Source organism: Streptomyces sp. NPDC104814 (assembly GCF_055583185.1).
Genome location: NZ_JBVJOL010000002.1, coordinates 464,774 through 486,266, shown reverse-complemented (window position 1 = coordinate 486,266; position 21,493 = coordinate 464,774). Strand labels below are relative to the sequence as shown.

Here is a 21,493-nt window from a genome sequence, read left to right as displayed (position 1 = left end):
GTCGGTCCAGGCAGGTCGGTCCACACAGGTCGGTCCAGGCAGGTCAGTCCAGGCCCTCGGCCAGGGCCTTCTCGGTGGCGGCGCGGACGGCGGCGGCCGCTTCCCCGGTGAGCGGGGAGCGCGGCGGCCGGGTGGGCCCGCCGGGCCGGCCGGCGATGTCCATGGACGCCTTGATGGCCTGCACGAACTCGGTGCGGGAGTCCCAGCGCAGCAGCGGGTGCAGGGCCCGGTAGAGCGGCACCGCGAGGTCGAGGTCGCGGTCGGCGGCGGCCCGGTACAGGGCGAGGCAGGCGCCGGGCAGCGCGTTGGGGTAGCCGGCGATCCAGCCGACGGCGCCGGCCAGGACGAGTTCGAGCAGGACGTCGTCGGCTCCGACGAGCAGGTCGAGTCCCGGGGCCAGTTCGGCGATCTCGTAGGCGCGGCGGACGTCGCCGCTGAACTCCTTGACGGCGACGATGTTGCCCTCGGCGTGCAGCTGGGCGAGCAGCGCGGGGGTGAGGTCGACCCGGGTGTCGTGGGGGTTGTTGTAGGCGACGACCGGCAGCCCGGCGCGCGCGGCCTCCGCGTAGTGGGCGCGGACGGTGGCGTCGTCGGCGCGGTAGGCGTTGGGCGGCAGCAGCAGCACGGAGCCGCAGCCGGCCTCGGCGGCCTGCTCGGCCCAGCGGCGGGAGCCTGCGCTGCCGTACGCGGACACGCCGGGCATGACGCGGGCGCCGTCGCCGGCCGCCTCGACGGCGACGCGGACCACGCGGGCGCGTTCGTCGTCGGTGAGGGTCTGGTACTCGCCGAGGGAGCCGTTGGGGACGACGCCGTCGCAGCCGGCCGCGATCAGGTCGGCGACGTGCCGGCCGTAGGCGTCGTAGTCGACGGAGAGGTCGTCGCGCAGCGGCAGCGCGGTGGCGACCATGACGCCGTGCCAGGGGCGGGTACGGGTGTCTGCGACGGTCATGCTTCGGACTCCTCGCTGGGTGAAGGGGGGCTGACCGGCAGGGCGGCCAGGTGGCGCAGGGGCACCGGACAGGACAGCGGGCGGCGGTCCGGGGCCGGGGTGTCGCCGGCCAGCCGGGCGACGGCGGGCCCGCACATCCGCCCCTGGCACCAGCCCATGCCGGCGCGGGTGAGCAGCTTGACGCTGCGGGTGTCGTGGGCGCCGTACTCGGTGACGGCCGTGCGGATCCGGCCGGCGGTGACCTCCTCGCAGCGGCACACCTCGGTGGCCGGGTCGAGCCAGTCGGCCCAGCCGGGGCCGGGCCGGTGGGCGGCGGCCATCGCGTCGGCGAAGGCGCGCAGCCTGCCGCGGCGCCGGGTGAGCGCGGCGGTGCGGCGAGCCTCGCGCGGGGTGCCGTGCAACGCCTGGGCGACGGCGTCGGCGGCGATCTCGCCCTCGGTCACCGCCAGTTGGGCCCCGCCCACCCCGCACGACTCCCCCGCGGCCCACACTCCGGGCACGGAGGTGGCCTGCCCGGCGTCCACGACCAGGGCGGGGGTGTCGTCGGGGGTGGCGCGGACGGCGCAGCCCAGGGTGGTGGCGAGGTCGAGCTGCGGGAGAAGCCCGTGCCCGACGGCGAGCGCGTCGCAGGGGATGCGGCGCCCGGTGCCGGGCACGGGCCGCCAGTCGTGATCGAGCCGGGTCACGGTGACGGCCTCGACGCGGGCCGTCCCGTGGGCGGCGGTGACGGCGTGCCGGGACAGCAGCCGCGTGCCGTGCCGCAGCAGTCCGCCGCCGTACCGGGCGCCTTCGGCGAGCTTGGCCGGGTTGCGCAGCAGCGTGGGCAGGGCGCGGGCGTACGCCGTGTAGTCGGCGGCCTCGACGACGGCGGGGACGCGGGCGCCCGCTGCGGCCAGTGACCCGGCGACGGCGAGCAGCAGGGGGCCGCTGCCGGCGACGACGATCCGCCGTCCGGGCAGGACCAGGTGGGATTTGAGCATGGCCTGCGCCCCGCCCGCACCGATCACCCCCGGCAGTGTCCAGCCCGGGAAGGGGAGTTGGCGTTCACAGGCGCCGGTGGCCAGCAGGACGGCGCGGGCGTCGACCGTGGCGGGCGTCTGGTCGGGCCCGGCGACGGCGTGCAGCCGCCAGTGCGCGCCCGCGCGGACCACGGTCCACACGTGATGGCGCGGCAGATGGGTCAGGCGCTCGCCGTGCAGCCGCCGCAGGCGCCCGGTGAAGTCCCGCCAGTCGTGGTGGAGGGCTTGGGGGCGGGCGGCGCGCAGGCCCGGCGCGGGGTGCCGGTGGAACTGGCCGCCGGGCCGCTCCCCCGCGTCCAGCAGGGTGACGCTCAGTCCGAGGCCTGCGGCGCGGACGGCGGCGGCGAGCCCGGCGGGCCCCGCGCCGACGACGGCGAGGTCAGCGGTCGGTGTCATGGCCGGTGCCCTCCTGGGTGGTGACGGTGTCGCCGGGGCGTACGGCGACCAGGCAGGCCCGCTGGTTGGGGCGGCCGTTGACGGTGGCGAGGCAGTCGTGGCAGACGCCGATCCCGCAGAACACCCCGCGCGGTGCACCGGTGCCCCGGGTGGTGCGCCAGGACAGGATGCCTGCGGACCAGAGCGCGGCGGCGAGGCTCTGCCCCGGCAGGGCGGTGAGGGTGCGGCCGTCGAAGGTGAAGGGGTACGGCGGTCCGGGCTCGGCCCGCACCAGGGCGAGCGGGGTGCGCGGCACGCGGCTCATGAGGGGGCTCCTGGGGTGGCGTCCGGCAGCGGGAAGCGGTCGGGGCGGGGCGGTTCACTCGGCACGGGGAAGCGGTCGGGGCGGAACGGCTCGGCCGGCACGGGCGCTTCGGTGCCGGTGAGCGCGGCGGTGACGAGCAGGCCGGTGGCCGGGGCGAGGCCGATGCCGGCGCCCTCGTGTCCGCAGGCGTGGTGGAGGCCAGGGACACGGGGGTCGGGCCCGATCGCGGGCAGGTGGTCGGGCAGGTAGGGGCGGAAGCCGCAGTACGAGCGCAGGGCGTGCACGTCGGCCAGGGCGGGGAAGAGGGCGGTGGCCTGGCCGGCCAGGCGGCGCAGGGCCTCGGTGGAGGGGGTGCGGTCGAAGCCGACGCGCTCGCGGGTGGCGCCGATGAGGACGGTCCCGGCGGGGGTGCCCTCGACGACGGCGGAGGACTGCAGGGCGGCCGAGCCGCTGGCGACGTCGGCGATGTAGTCGGCGGCGTAGACCTTGTGGCGGATGAGGCCGGGCGGCAGCGGTTCGGTGACGAGGACGAAACCGCGGCGCGGCAGCACGGGCAGGTGGGTGCCGGCGAGTTCGGCGACACGGCCGCCCCAGGGGCCGGCGGCGTTGACGACGGCGGGTGCGTGCAGGTCACCGCGCGGGGTGCGGACGCCGCGCACGGCGCCGCGGGCGCCGGTGAGGACGGCGGTGACCTCCTCGCCGAGCCGGACGTGGGCGCCCCGGCGGCGGGCGGCGCGCAGCAGGGCGGCGGCGGCCTTGGCGGGTTGCACCTGCGCGTCCTGCGGGTAGTGGAAGCCACCGGCCAGGTCCGGCGCCAACTCCGGTTCGAAGTGCGCCAGTTCCGCGGCGGACACCTCTTCCGCTTCGACGCCGGCGGTGCGCTGCCCGGCCGCGAAGGCGCGCAGTGCGGTGAGGGCGGTCTCGTCGGGTGCGACGACGAGACCGCCCTTGAGCTCGTGTTCGACGGCGTCCTCCGGTGGGAGGCCGGCGGCGAGTTCGCGCCACAACCGGATGGAGAGCAGGGCGAGTTCGAGCTCGGGCCCCGCCTCCTTGTCGGAGACGAGGAGATTTCCCTCGCCGGCTCCGGTGGTGCCGCCGGCGACGGGCCCGCGATCGACGACCGCGACGGAGAGGCCGGCACGGGTGGCGTAGTACGCGCACGCCGCCCCGACCACTCCGGCGCCGATGATCACGGCGTCCAGAGGTGCACGATTCTTCGTGGGCACGTCAGTAATATTTCACATGGCACTGTGCCTCACAAGGGTCCGGCACCCCGGCATCGATCAACGGCGCAAGGGCCCTTCGCAGGTGAAGTCCGCGGTGCCGGCCGTGCGGTCCGTCCAGATCGTCACCTCGCCGAAGGCGCAGTTCATGTCGGCGAGGTTGGGCGAGGCGGCGGCCGACCGGTCGAGCAGGAAGCGGTCCACGGTGGCGGACATGTCCTCGAAGACCCGGTCGGCGCTGCCGGCGTCGGTGAGCCGGGCGGTGATGCGGCCGGTGCAGACGAACCGCGGCATGCCCGCGTCGCCGTTCGCCGTGCAGGCGGGGTCGGTGTAGGTGGCGGCGGCGAAGGAGGCGCGCACCGCCTCGGCCGTGGCCTCGCGCAGCCCGCTGTCCGGCGTGTAGGTGGTGTTCGGCACGTACAGGCCGTCGACGTGCGCGATCTGCCGGTCCAGGAAGACGTCGTAGCCCTGCTGGACGGCCCTGTCACGGCCCGTGCGCTCGCGCCAGGCGTCGAAGCCGGCCGGGTCGTCGGCCCGCAGGTAGCCGTACATCTCGCGCAGCAGCGCGGGGTGTTCGCTCCACAGGTACTCGAAGAACGTGCCGGCGTAGTCATAGAAGCGGAAGCCGTCGGCGTCGTAGGTGGCGTGCAGGAGCTGCTCGACGCTCATCCGGGGGGTGCCGTGCGCGGTGTCCGCGATGACGCCCTGCACCAGGGACTTGCGTACGGCGATGCCGCCGGCGCGGGTCGAGCCGTCGAAGAACTCCGCGGTGCCCTCGTCCATCGCCGTCGTGCGGTCACCCTGGTACCAGGGACCCTCGCCGAAGTAACCGGGCACCGCCCAGCGGCCGTTGAGGTAGTGGACGTACTCGTGGCGGAACAGTTCCTCCAGCGTCAGCCGTGAGTCCTGCGGGACGCGCCGCTGGTAGGTGTAGAAGGTCGCGCCGCGCTCGATGTAGATGCCGCCGTTGTTGGTGTCCATGCCGGTGAGCAGCGGGTGGTAGTTCTCGTAGTCGGCGCGGGAGGCGTACAGCACGATCGTCAGGACGCCGTTGGTGTCGTCGGGGAGCGGCGCCTGGGTGCCGAGCACCCTCAGGAACTGCGCTTTGACCTGCTTGCTCGCGTAGTAGAGCTGGTCGACGGTGGCGCGGTCGAGGGCGGTGCGGACCTTCAGGGCGCCGTTGTCGTAGCTGTAGGTGTACGGGAACAGCTGCCGCTCGATGTCGTCCTTGCAGACGGCGTACGGCTTGCAGGCGCCGTAGAAGCCGAGCCAGGAGACGATCTTGGCCCAGGGGGCGCTGCCGCGGCCCCAGGCGCTGGTCACCGGGGTGAGCAGGGAGCCGAGATCGGGGACGATCCGGTCGCGCAGGGAGGCGACGACGCCGAAGCGCCCGTACTCCGACAGGGCGTCCCGTACGGCCCATTCGTTCGGCGTGCCCTTGAGGTGGGTGTACCCGGTGAACCGGCGGAAGGCGTCCCGGTAGGCGTCGTTGCGGGCGACGACGGTCCGGAAGGCGGTGTCGTGGTTGCCCTCGTACAGGCCGAGGTAGTTGACGCTGAGCGCGGCGAGCACGGCGCCGCCCCAGGACGGGTCGGCGGAGGTGTCCGGGTGGTACCGGTCCATGGTGGCCAGCACCTTGCGGATCAGACCGAGCTGTGACTGGCGCAGGCCCGGGGCGCTGCCGGCGTAGAGGGCTTCCCGGAGGGTCTCGGCGTCGGTACGGGTGGGGTCGAAGGTGTGCGGGGCGGTGCCGAAGGAGTACACCGCCCGTCGCATGGCCTCCTGGGTGGGCGGGTCGCTGACGTCGATCTCGTCGCGCGAGAAGTCGTGGTACACGACCGCGTGCAGGTAGGTGAACATCTCCAGCAGATGGCTGGAGTCGCGGCCGTCGTGACCCGGGGCGAGAGCAGTGGCGCGGCGGGCGACGGCCTGGACGTGGGCGTCGTCCATGACGGGAGCGAGCCGCGCGTCCCAGGTCCACAGGAGGGTGCGCAGACAGCCGTCGGCGGTGACGTCCGGTGCGGCGAGGAAGTCGGTGAACCGCTCGGGGTCGAGGCGGGTGACGTCGTCCAGGGTGCAGGCGGCGGCCGCCGCCGGCTTCGGGGTGCGCCCGGGGCCGGCGCCCGGGACGCGGCCGTCGGCACGGCGGGCTCCGGGGGCCGTCCCGGCGGGAGTGCGGGGCGCCGGCGCGCTGCCGAGGCGGGCCACCTCGTCGTGCGTCGGACCGGCGGGACCGGCCGCATGCGGACCGGCGGGACCGGCCGAGTGAGGGGTGACCTCTGCGCGTTCGTGCGCCTGCGCGGCGGGGGCTCCGGCCGTGCCGAGCAGGGCCGCGGTGACGGCCGCCGCGAGCAGGGCGGCGCGCAGCGATCTGCGCCGGGACGGGAACAGGCGGGGCGGGGACAGACGGGGCGGGAACGTGCGGGGCGGGAACAGGCGTGGCGTGTGGGACACCTGCGGCTCCTCGATGTGGGGAGTGGCTCATCTTGAGGCGTGCATGCCACTGCAATGTGAGCTGTAACATAGTAATGTGAAATTGCACTGACAACCCCTCAGGCGCCGTTGCCCACAGGCGAGTTGACCGATCACGGCCGGGTCCCGCAGCCGTGACGCAGGTCACAGCACCGCGCGGTCACACCGCCCCGCCTCCCTCCGTCAGACCGGCGAAGGCACTGACGAACCGAGAGGGAGCACCCCATGGACGCGCGACTCGACCTTTTCGCCAACCCCGTCGCCGGCACGTTCCTGCGCCACCTCAACTCCGCGGGCAAGGTCGTCACCGACTCCCCCCTGCCCGCCGCCACCCAGGAACTCGTCAAGATCCGCGCCAGCCAGATCAACGGCTGCGGAGCCTGCACCGACATGCACACCAAGGACGCCGCCCACGCCGGCGAGACCCCGGTCCGCCTCCACCTCGTCGCCGCCTGGAGGGAGGCCACCGTCTTCACCGACGCCGAGCGCGCCGCCCTGGAACTCACCGAGCACGGCACCCGGCTCGCCGACGGCCCCGGCGTTCCCGACGCGGTCTGGGAGAAGGCCGCCCGGCACTACGACGAGGACCAGCTCGCCGGCCTGGTCTCCCTGATCGCCGTGATCAACGCCTACAACCGCATGAACGTCCTCGTCCGCCAGCCGGCGGGCGACTACCGGCCCGGCATGTTCGGCTGACGGCCCCGCCGGCGAACCCGGTGGCGCAGCACCCGGTTTTCCGCTTCGGTGGGGGGACCACCATGAGGAGGAAAGCGATGGACTTCACCCTCGAAGTGATCCCCCTGCCCGTGAGCGACATCGACCGGGCCCGCGACTTCTACCGCGACAAGGCCGGCTTCCACGTCGACATCGACACGGAGGTCATGCCGGGCATGCGCATCGTCCAGCTGACCCCGCCCGGCTCCGGCTGTTCCATCGCGCTCGGCGACAGCATCTGGGAGATGACGAAGGGCCCCCGACCGGCCCCCGGCTCCTACCAGGGCCTCCAGCTCTGCGTGGCCGACATCGAGGCGGCCCACGCGGAGCTGGTCGAGCGCGGCCTGGAGGTCAGCGAGCCGGTCCGGTACGCACCGGACGACGGGGCGACGTTCATGTACTTCACGGACCCCGACGGCAACGGCTGGGCCGTCCAGGAGTACCGCCGCCGGGCCGGGGAACCCCTGCACCAGGCACTGTCCCGCCAGGCGCAGTCCGCCGCACCATCCACGCAGACCCCGTAGGCCGGCAGCCCCCGAAGGGCCAGGCCGCCCCGCGCAGGGACGGCAGTTCATCAGCTCTTCACCCCCCGGGTTGCTCCACGTGGGCCGCGGGCATATTGGCGTGTGCATGCTCTGTCCGCACCGCCAGCCCGTCCCGTCCCCACCCGGAGGTTGATGTGTCCGGCAGTTCCGTGTACCGCCGCGCCCGTACCGCCCTGGCCTCGGCCACGGCCCTGGCCGCAGCCGCGGTCGGCCTGTGGACCGGGCTCGGCGGTGAGACCGCGCACGCCGCGGGCGCCGTGCCCAGCCCGGACCACGTGGTCGTCGTGGTCTTCGAGAACCACGCCTACAGCCAGGTGATCGGCTCCTCCAGCGCCCCGTACATCAACAACACGCTGAAGGCCGGCGGCGCCAACCTGACCCAGTCCTACGGCGAGACCCACCCCAGCCAGCCGAACTACTTCGCCCTGTTCTCCGGGTCCACCCAGGGCATCACCGACGACAGCTGCTACACCCCGGGCTTCTCCTCCGCCCCCAACCTCGCCTCCGAGCTGCTCGGCGCCGGCAAGACCTGGGCCAGCTACAACGAGACGCTGCCCAGCCAGGGCTCGACGACGTGCAGCAGCGGCAGCTACGCCCGCAAGCACAACCCGTGGTTCGGCTTCAGCAACGTGCCGACCTCGTCGGCGAAGACCTTCGCCCAGTTCCCCACCGACTACTCCACGCTGCCCGACGTCTCCTTCGTCGTGCCGAACCTGTGCAGCGACATGCACGACTGCTCGGTGTCCACCGGTGACACCTGGCTGAAGAACAACCTCGGCGCCTACGCCACCTGGGCCAAGACCCACAACAGCCTGCTGGTGGTCACCTTCGACGAGGACAACAAGCTCTCCGGCAACCGCATCCCGACCGTCCTGTACGGCCAGCCCGTCACCGCGGGCTCGTCCTCGTCGACGACGTACAACCACTACAACCTGCTGCGCACGCTGGAGGACATGAAGGGCCTTTCCTCCCACGCGGGCAACGCGGGCTCCGCCCAGGACATCACCGGCATCTGGGCGTCCTGAGGTGTACGTCGCGGACAGCCGCGCCGCAGCAGCGGCGCCGGCGTCCGCGGACGGCGCCGCCCGGCATCCCGCCGGGCGGCGCCGTGCCGCGGTCGCCCCGACCGTCCTCGCGCTCGGCACGGTCAGCCTGATCACCGACGTGTCGTCGGAGATGGTGACGGCCGTGCTCCCGCTGTACCTGGTGGCCGGGCTCGGCCTGTCCCCGCTCGGCTTCGGCCTGCTGGACGGCGTCTACAACGGCTTCTCGGCACTCGTACGGCTGGCCGGCGGCCATCTCGCCGACCGCGGCGGGGGCCGGCACAAGTGGGTGGCGGGCCTGGGCTACGGCCTCTCGGCGGCCTGCAAGCCCCTGCTGCTGGTGGCGCACTCCCTGACCCCCATCGGACTGGTCCTGGCGGCCGACCGCACCGGCAAGGGCCTGCGCACGGCCCCGCGCGACGCCCTGATCTCCCTGTCCAGTACGCCGCAGACCCGCGGCCGTGCCTTCGGGGTGCACCGGGCGATGGACACCGCCGGCGCCCTGCTCGGGCCGCTGGTGGCGTTCGCCCTCCTGCGGGCCACCGTGGACGGCTACGACGCGGTGTTCACGGTGAGCTTCTGCGTGGCCGCCGTGGGCGTCCTGGTGCTGGTGCTGTTCGTCCCCGGTGGCCGTACGACGCCGCCGCGGGCCGACGGGGAGCGTCCCACGCTGCGGGGTGCGGTGGGACTCCTGCGGGAGCGCGACCTGCGCCGTATCACCGTCTGCGCCCTCCTCCTGGGCCTGGCCACGGTCAGCGACTCCTTCGTCTATCTGCTGCTGCAGCGCAGGCTGGGCGTGCCCGACCGTTTCTTCGCGCTGCTGCCGCTGGGAACAGCGGCGGCGTTCCTGCTGCTGGCCGTGCCGGCGGGCCGGCTGGCGGACCGGGTGGGCCGCTGGCGGATGTTCCTGGCCGGCCACGGCGCGCTGCTCACGGCGTACGCCCTGCTGCTGACCTCCTGGCACGGCGCCGCGCTGCCGTACACGGTGCTGGTGCTGCACGGCGCCTTCTACGCGGCCACCGACGGGGTGCTGATGGCGGCGGCCTCGGACAGCGTGCCCGAGGCGCTGCGCTCCTCGGGGCTCGCGCTCGTGCAGACCGGGCAGGCGCTCGCCCGGTTCGCCTGCTCGCTGGGCTTCGGCGCGCTGTGGACCGTATGGGGCGACCGCACGGCGCTGGCGGCGTCGGCGGGGGCGCTCGCCCTGTGCGCCGCGTTCTCCTTCGCCCTGCGCCCGCAGTCCCCGGCCACCCCGCACCCGAAGGGCACCACGGCATGACGGCCGAGTCCGCTCCTCCTCCCCCGTCCCGCACGCGCACCCGCGTCCTCGTCCTGCTCGCCGCGGTCGCCGTCCTCACGGGCGTCGCCGTGGCGTCGGTGCTGCACGCCTCGGCGCGGGCCGAGCGGCGCGACCAGGCCAGGCCCGGCGGGCCCCGGGTGACCGAGGGCAGGATGTCGCTGACCGACGGCGACCGGATGGTCTTCCGGAACATGGCGTGGGGGCCGCACCGCGACGAACTGACCGCCGTGCCCGCGGCGGACCCGGCCGGACCGCGCACCGCCTCCGGTGTGAAGTGCCTGCGCTTCTACGCCGCCGCCGGCACCGGCGTGTGCCTGCGGGCGGTGCACGGCCCGGTGTCGGACACCTACCGCGCCGTGCTCCTCGACGCCCGGCTGAAGGAGACGCACCACTACGACGTCCCCGGCATCCCCTCCCGCGCCCGGGTATCGCCGAGCGGGCACTTCGCCGCCTGGACGGCGTTCGTGGGCGGCGACTCCTACGCGGGGACAAACTTCTCCACGCGTGCGGCGATCGTGGACGTGCGCACCGGCGAGCTGATCCCGTCCCTGGAGGCGTTCCGGATCGTCAAGGACGGCCGGGGCTACCGGGCGGCGGACGTGAACTTCTGGGGCGTGACGTTCGCCGCCGACGACCGCACCTTCTACGCCACCATGGCGACGAAAGGGCGCACGTACCTGGTCCGCGGCGACCTCACGGCCCGTACGGTCACGACGCTGCGGACGAACGTCGAGTGCCCGTCCCTGTCCCCCGACGGCAGCCGTATCGCGTTCAAGAAGCGGGTGCCGGGCCTGCCGAAGGACGCCCCCTGGCGCCTGTACGTCCTCGACCTGCGCACCCTGCGCGACACCCCCCTGGCCGAGCCGCGCAGCGTCGACGACCAGGCGGTCTGGCGTGACGACCACACCCTCGTCTACGCCCTGCCGGGCGACTACGGAGCGGACCTGTACACGGTCCCGGCCGACGGCTCGGGCGCGCCGCGGCGGATCAGCAGCGCGGCGGTGTCACCGGCGTTCCCGGGCGCGGTGACTCGCTGAGCGAATCCTTTTCGGGGCGGCCCGCCTCTTGTCCCTGTACCGGCCGCGTGGGCCGGCGGAGACGAGGAGGAAGACCATGGTCGTGGCCGGTGTGCTGATCGGCGTGCTGCTGGTGTCCGCGTGCAGCCTGCATCTCATGAGGCGCTGGAAGAAGAGCCGTGGCTGACGCATGCCTTCCCTCGGGGCGCTTCGGAGAAGGAGCAGAACGCATGACACGACGCTTCCCGTGGCCGGACGAGCGGCTGATCAGGGCCGCGCAGGACGGCGACGTCACTTCGCTCACCACCGTCGTCATGGACTCGCAGCCCCATGTGCGCAGGTTCGCGATGACGCTGTGCGCCTCACCGCAGGACGCGGAGGACGCGGCGCAGGAGGCGTTGATCATCCTGTACCGGAAGATCGGCACCCTGCGGGCGACGGGCGCGCTCGGTTCGTGGATGTTCCGGATCGTGCGCAACGAGTGCCTGCGTCAGGCGCGGTCGCTCCTCTCCCGCAGCACCGAGGCGGCTTCCGAGCCGGAGGCAGATGTGGAGCGGTCAGCCGAGGAGGCGGCACTGCGCAGGCTGGAGGTGGAGCGGGTCGCGGCCGCGGTCGCGGCCCTTCCCCGTGAGCAGCGGCAAGTCCTGATCATGCGGGACGTCCAGGGCCTGCCGGGCCACGCCGTCGCCCGGTCACTCGGCCTGAGCAGCGCCGCGATGAAGTCGCGGCTGCACCGGGCCCGCGCGGCGCTGCGCGCCTCACTGGCACCGACGGCCGGAGAAGAGGTACGACCGTGAGGCCACGGAAGAGCACGAACGGCCCGGCCGCGGCCGGGCCGACGGCGTCCGGCACGGACTACGCCAGCAGCTCGGTGCCGCGCCACCTGGCGCGCGGCGTCATCGGCTTCGGGCTGATCACCGGCGCGATCGCCCTGGTGCCCGTGGCCGGCCCGGCCGTCCTGGTGGCGGCCCCGCTGGGCCTGATCGCCTTCCGCGGCTGTCCCACCTGCTGGCTGGTCGGCCTGGCGCAGACCCTCTCCCGCGGCCGTCTGGAGCGCAACTGCGCGGACGGCGTCTGCACCCTCACCAGGGCGGACCCGGCGAAGGGCCACACCGCCTGAACGAAGACCGGCGACCGCGACACAGCGCCGTGGGCCGACCGCGACAAGCGGCCGGCCCCACGGCGTTCTCAAGACCGGAACGCCTACAGCACCGGCAGGTTCTTCCGCAGCTCGAACGCGGTGACCTCGCTGCGGTACTCCTCCCACTCCGAGCGCTTGTTGCGCAGGAAGAAGTCGAAGACGTGTTCGCCGAGGGTGTCGGCGACGAGGTCGCTGTTCTCCATCAGGGTCAGGGCCTCGCCGAGGTTCTGCGGGAGGGGCTCGATGCCCATCGCGCGGCGTTCGGCGTTGGAGAGCGCCCATACGTCGTCCTCGGCGCCCGGCGGGAGTTCGTAGCCCTCCTCGATGCCCTTGAGGCCGGCGGCCAGCAGGACCGCGTAGGCCAGGTAGGGGTTGGCGCCGGAGTCCAGGGAGCGGACCTCCACACGGGCGGAGCCGGTCTTGCCGGGCTTGTACATCGGCACCCGGACCAGGGCCGAGCGGTTGTTGTGGCCCCAGCAGATGTAGGAGGGGGCCTCGCCGCCGGCGCCGGCCGTGCGCTCTGAGCCGCCCCAGATGCGCTTGTAGGAGTTCACCCACTGGTTGGTGACGGCCGAGATCTCCGCCGCGTGCCGCAGCAGACCCGCGATGAAGGAGCGGCCGACCTTGGAGAGCTGGAACTCCGCGCCGGACTCGTAGAACGCGTTGCGGTCGCCCTCGAAGAGGGAGAGGTGGGTGTGCATGCCGGAGCCGGGGTGCTCGGAGAACGGCTTCGGCATGAAGGTGGCCTGCACCCCCTGCTCCAGTGCCACCTGCTTCATCACCAGACGGAACGTCATCACGTTGTCGGCGGTGGACAGCGCGTCGGCGTAGCGCAGGTCGATCTCCTGCTGGCCGGGCGCGCCCTCGTGGTGGGAGAACTCCACCGAGATCCCCATCGACTCCAGCATGGTGATCGCCTGGCGGCGGAAGTCCATGCCGACATTGGTCGGGGTGTGGTCGAAGTAGCCGGAGTTGTCGGCCGGGGTGGGGCGGCTGCCGTCGAGCGGCTTCTCCTTGAGCAGGAAGAACTCGATCTCGGGGTGGGTGTAGAAGGTGAAGCCGAGGTCGGAGGCGCGGGCCAGGGCGCGCTTGAGGACGTAGCGCGGGTCGGCGAAGGAGGGGGAGCCGTCCGGCATGAGGATGTCGCAGAACATCCGGGCGGTGCCGGGCGCCTCGGCACGCCAGGGCAGCACCTGGAACGTGGACGGGTCCGGCTTGGCGATCATGTCGGACTCGTAGACCCGGGCGAAGCCCTCGATGGCGGAGCCGTCGAAGCCGATGCCCTCGTCGAAGGCCTGCTCCAGCTCGGCGGGTGCCACGGCGACGGACTTGAGGAAGCCCAGCACGTCCGTGAACCACAGGCGTACGAACCGGATGTCGCGCTCCTCCAACGTCCGGAGCACGAACTCCTGCTGCTTGTCCATCTTCCGCTTCCCCATCCTTGCTGGTCAGGCCGCCTGTCCCCGGTGAGGCGGGAGGCGGTCGGGCACCTGAGCAGCATCCCATCACACGACCGTTTCACGCGCGTTGCGGACCATGATCGGCCGGGGGGCCGGGGGCGGAACGTCCGGTGCGGGTGCGGGCGTGCTGCTCTTGACGCCCATCTTGCCTGCTCGGACCCGCATCCGTAATGGCCGGTCGGGGACGGGACGTGAGCGACACCACGCCCGTTTAATTTGCATCTCAGATGCAAGTTTTCATACGGTCCGGACAGTCGAACCAGGAGGAGTCCTGATGCTGTCCGCGCAGTCAGCAGCCACCGTCCGCGCGACCCTGCCCGCCGTGGCCGGCGCCATCTCGCAGATCACCGAGCGTTTCTACGCCCGGCTCTTCGAGACCCACCCCGAACTGCTGCGGGACCTGTTCAACCGCGGCAACCAGGCCTCCGGCGCCCAGAAGCAGGCCCTCGCGGGCTCCATCGCGGCCTTCGCCGTGCACCTGCTCGACCACCCGGACCAGCGGCCCGACGCCATGCTCGGCCGGATCGCCCACAAGCACGCCTCCCTCGGGGTGACCCCCGAGCAGTACAAGGTCGTCCACGAGCACCTCTTCGCCGCCATCGTCGAGATCCTCGGCGAGGCCGTCACCCCCGAGGTGGCCGCCGGCTGGGACGAGGTCTACTGGCTGATGGCGAACACGCTCATCGCGATCGAGAAGCGGCTGTACGAGGAGAGCGCCGCCACGGGCCGGCGCCCGTGGGAGGTCGTCGAGCGCATCGAGGAGACGGCGGACGTCGTCACCTTCCGGCTGCGGCCCGCCGACGGCGGCCCGGTGCGCGACTTCCGCGCCGGCCAGTACGTCTCCGTGCAGGTCGAGCTGCCCGACGGCGCCCGGCAGCTACGCCAGTACAGCCTGTCCGGCGCGCCGGGCGAGACCGTGCGCCAGTTCAGCGTCAAGCGCGTGAGCGGCGCCGACGCCACCCCCGACGGCGAGGTCTCCGGCCACCTCCACGCACGCGTGCGCGTCGGTGACGTCCTTCAGCTGTCCGAGCCGTACGGCGACCTGGTCCTCGACGACGCCCCCGGCGCGCCCGTGCTGCTCGCCTCCGCCGGCATCGGCGTCACCCCGATGATCTCGATGCTCGCCCAGCTCGCCGAGGACGGCCACGCCGCGCCGGTCACCGTCCTGCACGGCGACCGCTCCCCCGCCGACCACGCCCTGCGCGCCGAGCAGGAGGCCTACGCGGGCAAGCTCGCCGACGCCACCGTGCACTTCTTCTACGAGCAGGGCGTGCCCGCCGGTGCCCGCGGCGGCTTCGTCGACCTGACCGACGTCCCGGTGCCGGCCGGCACGCGCGCGTACCTGTGCGGTCCGCTGCCCTTCATGCGCGGCGTGCGCGAGCAGCTGCTCGCCAAGGGCGTGGCCGCCGCCGACATCCACTACGAGGTGTTCGGTCCCGACCTGTGGCTGGCCCAGGGCTGAGCCACGGCCTCCGGCGGCCCGGCAGGGTGTGGGCTCCTGAACGGCCCGCTCCCTGAACGGCCCGGCCCGCTGGAGGAATGCCGAAGGGGCCGCCGGATTCTGCCCGGCGGCCCCTTCGGGCTTCCCGGAGGCCCCTTGTCCCCGGTGAGCGTTGTCCCGGGCGAGCGTTGTCCCGGGCGGCAGCCCGTCAGGGGGCTCGGGTGATGCCCAGCAGCAGCGGCCCGGTCGGGTCGGCGACGATGTCCGCCACCGTGACCGTGTCCAGCGCGGCGTAGAACGCCTCCTGGGCCCGGCGCAGGGCACCGCGCAGACGGCAGCCGGAGTTCAGGGGGCAGGGCGTCGCCCCCTCGCAGTCGACGACGTCGCCGTCCCCCTCGAAGGTGCGCACCACCGCGCCGACGGAGGCCGTGCGGCCCTTCTCGGTGAGCGAGAGCCCGCCGCCGCGGCCCCGGCGGGCGTCCACCAGGCCGAGGTGCTGCAGCTCGGCGACGACCTTGGCGGCGTGCGTGTACGGCACGTCCATGTCGGCGGCCACCTGGCGGGTCGGCGGCGTGGACGCACCCGCGACGGCGAGCCGCATCAGGACGCGCAGCGCGAGGTCGGTGGAGCGCAGGAGCCGCATACCGCCAGCGTAGGTAATAGGCATCCGGGATTCCAAATATGGCCCGGGGCGGATTCCGTCAAGGTGTGCGCGGGGTCACCGGATCGTGGCGCTTGCCGTACCGCGGCCGGTGTCTGCCTACTCTCCGCCCCTTCTCCCCCACTACGATCAGCGGGCCCCACCCTCCCCGTCCCTTTCCCCGAAGGACACGCCCCATGGGTTCCGCGAACACCGACCACGACACCGGCGCCGCCCGCAAGGCCCACGTCGCCGCACTGCGCCAGGCCGAGCAGGCCCGTCAGCGGCGCCGCCGGGGTCTCACCGTCGCCGCGAGCGCGGTCGTCGTGGCGGCGCTCGCCGCCGGTGCCCTGTTCGTGGTGCAGGCGCGGTCCGACGACGGCGGCGGCAAGGCCGGCGCGGCGGCCGGTGCCACCGCCGGTGCGGACGGCAAGAACAGCGGCGTCGGCCCCAAGAGCGCGGCCGGCGGGCAGTTCGTCACCGGTCCGGACGGCGTGCGGGTCTGGAAGGGCACGCTGAGCCGCAACCACGTCACCACGCCCGTGACCTACCCGATGCACCCGCCGGTCGGCGGCGACCACAACCCGGTGTGGGCGGACTGCAACGGCACCGTCTATACCGAGCCCGTCAAGGACGAGATGGCCGTGCACTCCCTCGAGCACGGTGCGGTCTGGGTGACGTACACCGCGAAGGCGGCGAAGGCGGACGTGGCCGCGCTCGCCGCGCGGGTGAAGGCGACTCCGTACACGCTGATGAGCCCGTACGCGCAGCAGTCCGCGCCGATCGTGCTGTCGGCGTGGGGGCACCAGCTGAGCGTGCGCAGTGCCGACGACCCGGCCGTGAACAGGTTCCTGTCGGCCTATGTGCAAGGCCCTCAGACGCCGGAGCCGGGTGCCTCCTGCTCCAGCGGGATGATGAAGTGAGGCACGTCGGACTGGTCGCGGGCGCTGCCGCGGCCGCGCTCGTCGCCGCCGGTGCGATCACCTACGCCGTCGCCGAGGAGGAGGGGCCCTCCTCCCAGGTGCCGGGCACGGAGTCCGCGGACGCGGGGTTCGCCCGGGACATGGCCGTCCACCACCAGCAGGCCGTGGAGATGTCGTACATCGTGCGCGACCGCACGAAGGACGAGGACGTGCGGCGGCTCGCCTACGACATCGCGCAGACGCAGGCCAACCAGCGCGGCATGCTGCTCGGCTGGCTCGACCTGTGGGAGCTTCCGAAGGTCACGTCCGAGCCGCCGATGACCTGGATGGACATGGGGGACATGGCCTCCGGCAAGGCCGCGGACGGCGCGTTGATGCCGGGGATGGCGACCGACACCGAGCTGCGGAGGCTGCAGGGGCTGAGCGGGAGGAACGCCGAGGTCCTCTACCTCCAGCTGATGACGGACCATCACAAGGGCGGCATCCACATGGCCGAGGGGTGCGTCGAGAAGTGCACGGTGGCGGCCGAGAAGCGGCTCGCCCGGGGCATGGTGGAGGGACAGGAATCCGAACTGCGGGTGATGGCGGACATGTTGAAGGAGCGAGGAGCCGCACCCCGGGCGTAGCAAACTTTATTGGGTTCCTTTTGGTCTTCTTATTCCCCTGACATGAACAGTTCATCGAAAGAGTGAGCTCACCGTCGAGTGATCCACTCGCCGACGAACCGCACAGGGGGTTCCATGAGATCCAACCGCGCCGCGCTGCGCGCCTCCGTGAGCCTGGCAGCCACCCTGCCCATGCTCGCGGGCGCGCTGGCGCTCGGCATACCCGCGGCCAGCGCCGCGGACAACCCGCACCGGGACGCGCTGGCAGGGACCAAGCCGGCGTGGGCCACGGCCAAGGCGGACAAGGGCGCGACCGCCGACTCCGCACAGGTGTCCGCGCGCGTCTACCTCGCCGGCCGGGACGCGAACGGCCTGGCCGAGTACGCCCGGGCCGTGTCCGACCCGTCCTCCCCGCAGTACGGCAAGTACCTGTCCGCACGCCAGACCCAGGCGCGCTTCGGCGCGACGGCGGCTCAGGTGGCCGCGGTCAAGTCCTGGCTGACGTCCGCCGGACTGAAGGTCACGTCCGTCACCGCGCACTACGTCTCCGTCAGCGGCGACGTCGCGGCCGCGGAGAAGGCGTTCGGGACGCAGCTGCACAACTTCGCCAAGGGCTCGGCCACTTACCGCGCGCCCGCCGCCACGGTCTCCGTGCCGGACAACGTGCGTGACGCCGTCCTGACCGTCACCGGTCTCGACAACGCGCCGCACAAGGCGAGCCACAAGGACCAGCTGCCGCCGCCGGACGCCGTGTTCCGCAACTCCGGGCCGTTCTCGTCGTACTTCGGCTCGAACATCGCCTCCTCGCTGCCGGACGCGTACGGACACAAGATCCCGTACGCCGTGCGCGGCTACACCGGCAAGCAGCTGCGTTCCGCGTACGGCGCGGGCACGTACACCGGCAAGGGGGTGCGCGTCGCCATCACCGACGCCTACGCCTCGCCGACGCTCGCCTACGACGTGGCCACCTACGCCGGCAAGCACGGGGACGCCCCCTGGAGCACCGGACAGCTCCGGCAGGTGCTGCCGAAGAACTACACCAACACCAAGGACTGCGGGGCCGCCGGCTGGTACGGCGAGGAGACGCTCGACGTCGAGGCCGTGCACGCCGTGGCGCCCGCCGCGCAGATCACGTACGTCGGGGCGGCGTCCTGCAACGACGACGCTCTGCTGGACTCGCTCAGCAAGGTCGTCGACGGGCACCTCGCCGACATCGTGTCCAACTCGTGGGGCGACATCGAGGCCAACCAGACGCCCGACCTCGCGGCCGCCTACGACCAGGTGTTCCAGTTCGGCGCCGTCGAGGGCATCGGCTTCTACTTCTCCTCCGGCGACAACGGCGACGAGGTCGCCAACACCGGGACCAAGCAGGTCGACACCCCCGCGAACTCGGCGTGGGTGACCGCGGTCGGCGGTACCTCGCTGGCCGTCGGCAAGGGCGACCAGTACCAGTTCGAGACCGGCTGGGGCACGGAGAAGGCCGCGCTGTCGGCCGACGGCAACAGCTGGGTGGGCTTCCCTGGGGCCTACACCTCCGGTGCGGGCGGCGGCACCAGCAAGACCGTGGCGCAGCCGTACTACCAGAAGGGCGTCGTGCCGGACGCCCTCGCCAAGGCCAACGGCGCCGCCGGGAACCGGGTCGTGCCGGACATCGCGGCGATCGCCGACCCGAACACCGGGTTCCTGGTCGGGCAGACCCAGACGTTCCCGGACGGAACGCAGCGCTACGACGAGTACCGCATCGGCGGTACGTCGCTGGCGTCGCCGGTGATCGCCGGTGTGCAGGCGCTGGCGCAGGAGGCCAACGGCGGGAAGGCGCTCGGGTTCGCGAACCCGGAGATCTACGCCCGCTACGGGTCGAAGGCGTACCACGACGTGACGGACAACCCGACGGGTCAGGGGCTGGCCGTGGCCCGCGTCGACTTCGTCAACGGGGTGGACGCGAGCGGGGGGCTGAGCACGTCCGTGCGCAGCCTGGGCAAGGACAGCTCGCTGCAGGCCGTCCGCGGCTACGACGACGTGACCGGCGTCGGCTCGCCGGCCTTCGGGTACGTCCAGTCGTACCGGCGTCACTGACGCAGTAACGCGGCGCCCGGTCCCTCGCGGGGGGCTGGGCGCCTCGTTTTGCCTGCGGCGCCCGGTCCCTCGCGGGGGGCTGGGCGCCGCGTTTTGCCTGCGGCGCCGGGTGCGTTTGCCTGCGGCGCCGGGTGCGTTGTTGTCTGCGGGTTTCGTTGTGGCTGGTCGCGCCGTTCCCCGCGCCCCTTTTTTTGCCTGCGGCGGCCCGTTGCGGTCGCGTCGTGGCGTGCGTCGCCGCCTACGGGCGGTGGTCAGGGCGGGGCCGCGCTGGGGGGTGTCCGTCCTCGGTCCGGCCGGCCGTTTTCGACGGGGGTGCCGTGTCACGGTGCCGGACGCTGCGGGCGGACACCCCCCACCCCGGCCCCTCACCGCCGTACGCGGGTGCACCAGCGTCGTGGCGGGCATCCGGGGACATCGCGTCTAGGTGACGATTAGACTGGGCGTGTGCCTCAACTTCGTGTCGCTTTGAATCAGATCGACTCGCGCGTCGGCGACCTGGCCGGGAACACCGAGACGATCGTCCGCTGGGCCCGGCACTGCGCCGAGCAGGGGGCGCATCTCGCGGTCTTCCCGGAAATGGCGCTGACCGGCTACCCCGTCGAGGACCTGGCGCTCAGGTCGTCCTTCGTGGAGGCGTCCCGCGGCGCGCTGCGCACGCTCGCCGGCCGGCTGGTCGAGGAGGGGCTCGGGGAGCTGCCCGCCCTCGTCGGCTACCTCGACCGCTGCGCGACCGCGCAGCCGAAGTACGGCCAGCCGGCCGGTGCGCCGCAGAACGCCGCCGCGGTGCTCCACCGGGGCGAGGTGGTGCTGAACTTCGCCAAGCACCACCTGCCGAACTACGGCGTCTTCGACGAGTTCCGCTACTTCGTGCCCGGTGACTCGATGCCCGTGCTGCGGCTGCACGGCGTGGACATCGCCCTGGCCATCTGTGAGGACCTGTGGCAGGACGGCGGGCGCGTGCCGGCGGCGCGGTCCGCCGGGGCGGGGCTGCTCGTCTCCGTCAACGCCTCGCCGTACGAGCGCAACAAGGACGACACCCGGCTCGAACTGGTCCGCAAGCGGGCGCAGGAGGCCGGCTGCACCACCGCCTATCTCGCCATGACCGGCGGTCAGGACGAGCTGGTGTTCGACGGTGACTCGATCGTCGTGGACCGTGACGGGGAGGTCGTCGCCCGGGCGCCGCAGTTCTCCGAGGGGTGCGTGGTGCTCGATCTGGAGCTGCCCGCCGCCGACCCGGAGGCGCCCGACGGGGTCGTGGACGACGGGTTGCGCATCGACCGGGTGGTGCTGTCGGAAGAGCCGTTGGCTCCGTACGCGCCGCAGTACGGCGGCACCTACGCCGAGCGGCTCGACGACGAGGAGGAGGTCTACTCCGCCCTGGTCGTGGGGTTGCGGGCGTATGTGCGCAAGAACGGGTTCCGGTCGGTGCTCATCGGGTTGTCCGGGGGCATCGACTCGGCGCTCGTCGCGGCCATCGCCTGTGACGCCGTGGGGGCGGAGAACGTCCATGGCGTGGCCATGCCGTCCAAGTACTCCTCCGAGCACTCCCGGGCGGACGCGGCCGAGCTGGCGCGGCGGACGGGGCTGCACTTCCGTACCGTGCCGATCGCGCCCATGTTCGACGCCTATATGGCGGCGACCGGGCTGACCGGGCTCGCGGAGGAGAATCTGCAGTCCCGGCTGCGTGGGACGCTGCTGATGGCCCTGTCCAACCAGGAGGGGCACATCGTCCTCGCGCCGGGCAACAAGTCCGAGCTGGCGGTCGGGTATTCCACCTTGTACGGCGATTCCGTGGGCGCCTACGGGCCGATCAAGGACGTCTACAAGACCTGGGTCCGGCGGCTCGCCGAGTGGCGCAACCGGGCCGCCGAGGCACGGGGGCAGACGCCGCCCATTCCGGAGAACTCCATCACCAAGCCGCCGAGCGCCGAGCTGCGGCCGGGGCAGGTGGACACGGACTCGCTGCCGGACTATCCGGTGCTCGACGCCGTTCTGGAGATGTACGTCGACCGGGATCTCGGGGCGGACGCCATCGTCGAGGCCGGCTACGACCCCGACCTGGTGGCCCGGACGCTGCGGATGGTCGACACCGCCGAGTACAAGCGGCGGCAGTACCCGCCGGGGACGAAGATCTCGCCGAAGGGGTTCGGGAAGGACCGGCGGCTGCCCATCACGAACGGGTGGCGGGAGTCCGCCTGAGGCGGTGAGGGGGCGCCCTTCGGGCGCCCC

The 21,493-nt window shown here is 72.9% G+C and carries 19 protein-coding genes; 12 read left to right on the top strand and 7 right to left on the bottom strand.

What is annotated here, in order from left to right; genetic code table 11:
* Window positions 1–43 precede the first annotated feature (43 nt).
* Genes ACZ64A_RS10790 through ACZ64A_RS10770 form a run of 5 tightly spaced genes read right to left on the bottom strand, consistent with a single transcriptional unit; the run spans window position 44 to window position 6,282 of the window.
* Window positions 44–949 carry a dihydrodipicolinate synthase family protein gene (locus ACZ64A_RS10790; RefSeq protein WP_469809615.1) on the bottom strand — a complete coding sequence of 302 codons (906 nt, stop codon included), beginning with the start codon at window positions 947–949 and terminating at the stop codon, window positions 44–46.
* On the bottom strand, window positions 946–2,364 hold the full coding sequence (locus tag ACZ64A_RS10785; RefSeq protein WP_469809614.1) for an FAD/NAD(P)-dependent oxidoreductase: 1,419 nt from the start codon (window positions 2,362–2,364) through the stop codon (window positions 946–948). The genes ACZ64A_RS10790 and ACZ64A_RS10785 overlap by 4 nt, the downstream gene beginning before the upstream one ends.
* Window positions 2,348–2,668, bottom strand: a complete 321-nt coding sequence (locus ACZ64A_RS10780; RefSeq protein ID WP_469809613.1) for a (2Fe-2S)-binding protein — start codon at window positions 2,666–2,668, stop codon at window positions 2,348–2,350. Before ACZ64A_RS10780 ends, ACZ64A_RS10785 begins: the two co-directional genes overlap by 17 nt.
* Window positions 2,665–3,894, bottom strand: coding sequence for an NAD(P)/FAD-dependent oxidoreductase (locus tag ACZ64A_RS10775; protein WP_469809611.1), 1,230 nt, complete (start codon window positions 3,892–3,894; stop codon window positions 2,665–2,667). The genes ACZ64A_RS10780 and ACZ64A_RS10775 overlap by 4 nt, the downstream gene beginning before the upstream one ends.
* A 57-nt stretch (window positions 3,895–3,951) precedes the next feature.
* Window positions 3,952–6,282, bottom strand: coding sequence for a collagenase (locus tag ACZ64A_RS10770; protein ID WP_469810162.1), 2,331 nt, complete (start codon window positions 6,280–6,282; stop codon window positions 3,952–3,954).
* A gap of 306 nt (window positions 6,283–6,588) precedes the next feature.
* On the opposite strand from ACZ64A_RS10770, the gene ACZ64A_RS10765 reads away from it, so the two are divergent.
* From ACZ64A_RS10765 to ACZ64A_RS10735, 7 genes are all read left to right on the top strand, one after another.
* Complete coding sequence (locus ACZ64A_RS10765) at window positions 6,589–7,059, top strand: carboxymuconolactone decarboxylase family protein (protein ID WP_469809610.1); 471 nt, start codon at window positions 6,589–6,591, stop codon at window positions 7,057–7,059.
* 77 nt (window positions 7,060–7,136) lie between these two features.
* Window positions 7,137–7,601 carry a VOC family protein gene (locus ACZ64A_RS10760; RefSeq protein WP_469809608.1) on the top strand — a complete coding sequence of 155 codons (465 nt, stop codon included), beginning with the start codon at window positions 7,137–7,139 and terminating at the stop codon, window positions 7,599–7,601.
* A gap of 155 nt (window positions 7,602–7,756) precedes the next feature.
* A complete protein-coding gene (locus ACZ64A_RS10755) occupies window positions 7,757–8,647 on the top strand; it encodes an alkaline phosphatase family protein (protein ID WP_469809607.1) in 891 nt (296 codons plus the stop codon).
* Between the two features lies 1 nt (window position 8,648).
* Window positions 8,649–9,941, top strand: coding sequence for an MFS transporter (locus ACZ64A_RS10750; protein ID WP_469809605.1), 1,293 nt, complete (start codon window positions 8,649–8,651; stop codon window positions 9,939–9,941).
* Window positions 9,938–10,999, top strand: a complete 1,062-nt coding sequence (locus tag ACZ64A_RS10745) for a TolB-like translocation protein (protein WP_469809604.1) — start codon at window positions 9,938–9,940, stop codon at window positions 10,997–10,999. Before ACZ64A_RS10750 ends, ACZ64A_RS10745 begins: the two co-directional genes overlap by 4 nt.
* A 209-nt stretch (window positions 11,000–11,208) precedes the next feature.
* Window positions 11,209–11,775, top strand: coding sequence for an RNA polymerase sigma factor (locus tag ACZ64A_RS10740; protein ID WP_469809603.1), 567 nt, complete (start codon window positions 11,209–11,211; stop codon window positions 11,773–11,775).
* Complete coding sequence (locus tag ACZ64A_RS10735) at window positions 11,772–12,098, top strand: hypothetical protein (protein ID WP_469809601.1); 327 nt, start codon at window positions 11,772–11,774, stop codon at window positions 12,096–12,098. The genes ACZ64A_RS10740 and ACZ64A_RS10735 overlap by 4 nt, the downstream gene beginning before the upstream one ends.
* Before the next feature lie 83 nt (window positions 12,099–12,181).
* Here ACZ64A_RS10735 and glnA read toward each other — a convergent pair whose 3' ends face one another.
* Window positions 12,182–13,543: a type I glutamate--ammonia ligase gene (glnA, locus tag ACZ64A_RS10730; protein ID WP_469809600.1), complete on the bottom strand. Its 1,362-nt coding sequence runs from the start codon at window positions 13,541–13,543 to the stop codon at window positions 12,182–12,184.
* A 310-nt stretch (window positions 13,544–13,853) separates the two neighbouring features.
* On the opposite strand from glnA, the gene ACZ64A_RS10725 reads away from it, so the two are divergent.
* Window positions 13,854–15,041, top strand: a complete 1,188-nt coding sequence (locus ACZ64A_RS10725; protein WP_469809599.1) for a globin domain-containing protein — start codon at window positions 13,854–13,856, stop codon at window positions 15,039–15,041.
* 187 nt (window positions 15,042–15,228) lie between these two features.
* Here ACZ64A_RS10725 and ACZ64A_RS10720 read toward each other — a convergent pair whose 3' ends face one another.
* The gene (locus ACZ64A_RS10720) at window positions 15,229–15,663 is read right to left on the bottom strand and encodes an RrF2 family transcriptional regulator (protein ID WP_469809598.1); all 435 of its coding nucleotides are present in this window, start codon (window positions 15,661–15,663) and stop codon (window positions 15,229–15,231) included.
* 194 nt (window positions 15,664–15,857) lie between these two features.
* Between ACZ64A_RS10720 and ACZ64A_RS10715 the strand changes: the two genes are divergently transcribed.
* The 4 genes from ACZ64A_RS10715 (at window position 15,858) to ACZ64A_RS10700 (ending at window position 21,463) form a co-directional block, all read left to right on the top strand.
* Window positions 15,858–16,583 carry a DUF3105 domain-containing protein gene (locus tag ACZ64A_RS10715; protein WP_469809596.1) on the top strand — a complete coding sequence of 242 codons (726 nt, stop codon included), beginning with the start codon at window positions 15,858–15,860 and terminating at the stop codon, window positions 16,581–16,583.
* Complete coding sequence (locus ACZ64A_RS10710; protein ID WP_469809594.1) at window positions 16,580–17,209, top strand: DUF305 domain-containing protein; 630 nt, start codon at window positions 16,580–16,582, stop codon at window positions 17,207–17,209. Before ACZ64A_RS10715 ends, ACZ64A_RS10710 begins: the two co-directional genes overlap by 4 nt.
* Window positions 17,210–17,323: 114 nt before the next feature.
* Complete coding sequence (locus ACZ64A_RS10705) at window positions 17,324–19,264, top strand: S53 family peptidase (RefSeq protein WP_469809592.1); 1,941 nt, start codon at window positions 17,324–17,326, stop codon at window positions 19,262–19,264.
* A gap of 444 nt (window positions 19,265–19,708) precedes the next feature.
* A complete protein-coding gene (locus tag ACZ64A_RS10700) occupies window positions 19,709–21,463 on the top strand; it encodes an NAD+ synthase (protein ID WP_469809591.1) in 1,755 nt (584 codons plus the stop codon).
* The last annotated feature ends 30 nt before the right edge of the window (window positions 21,464–21,493 follow it).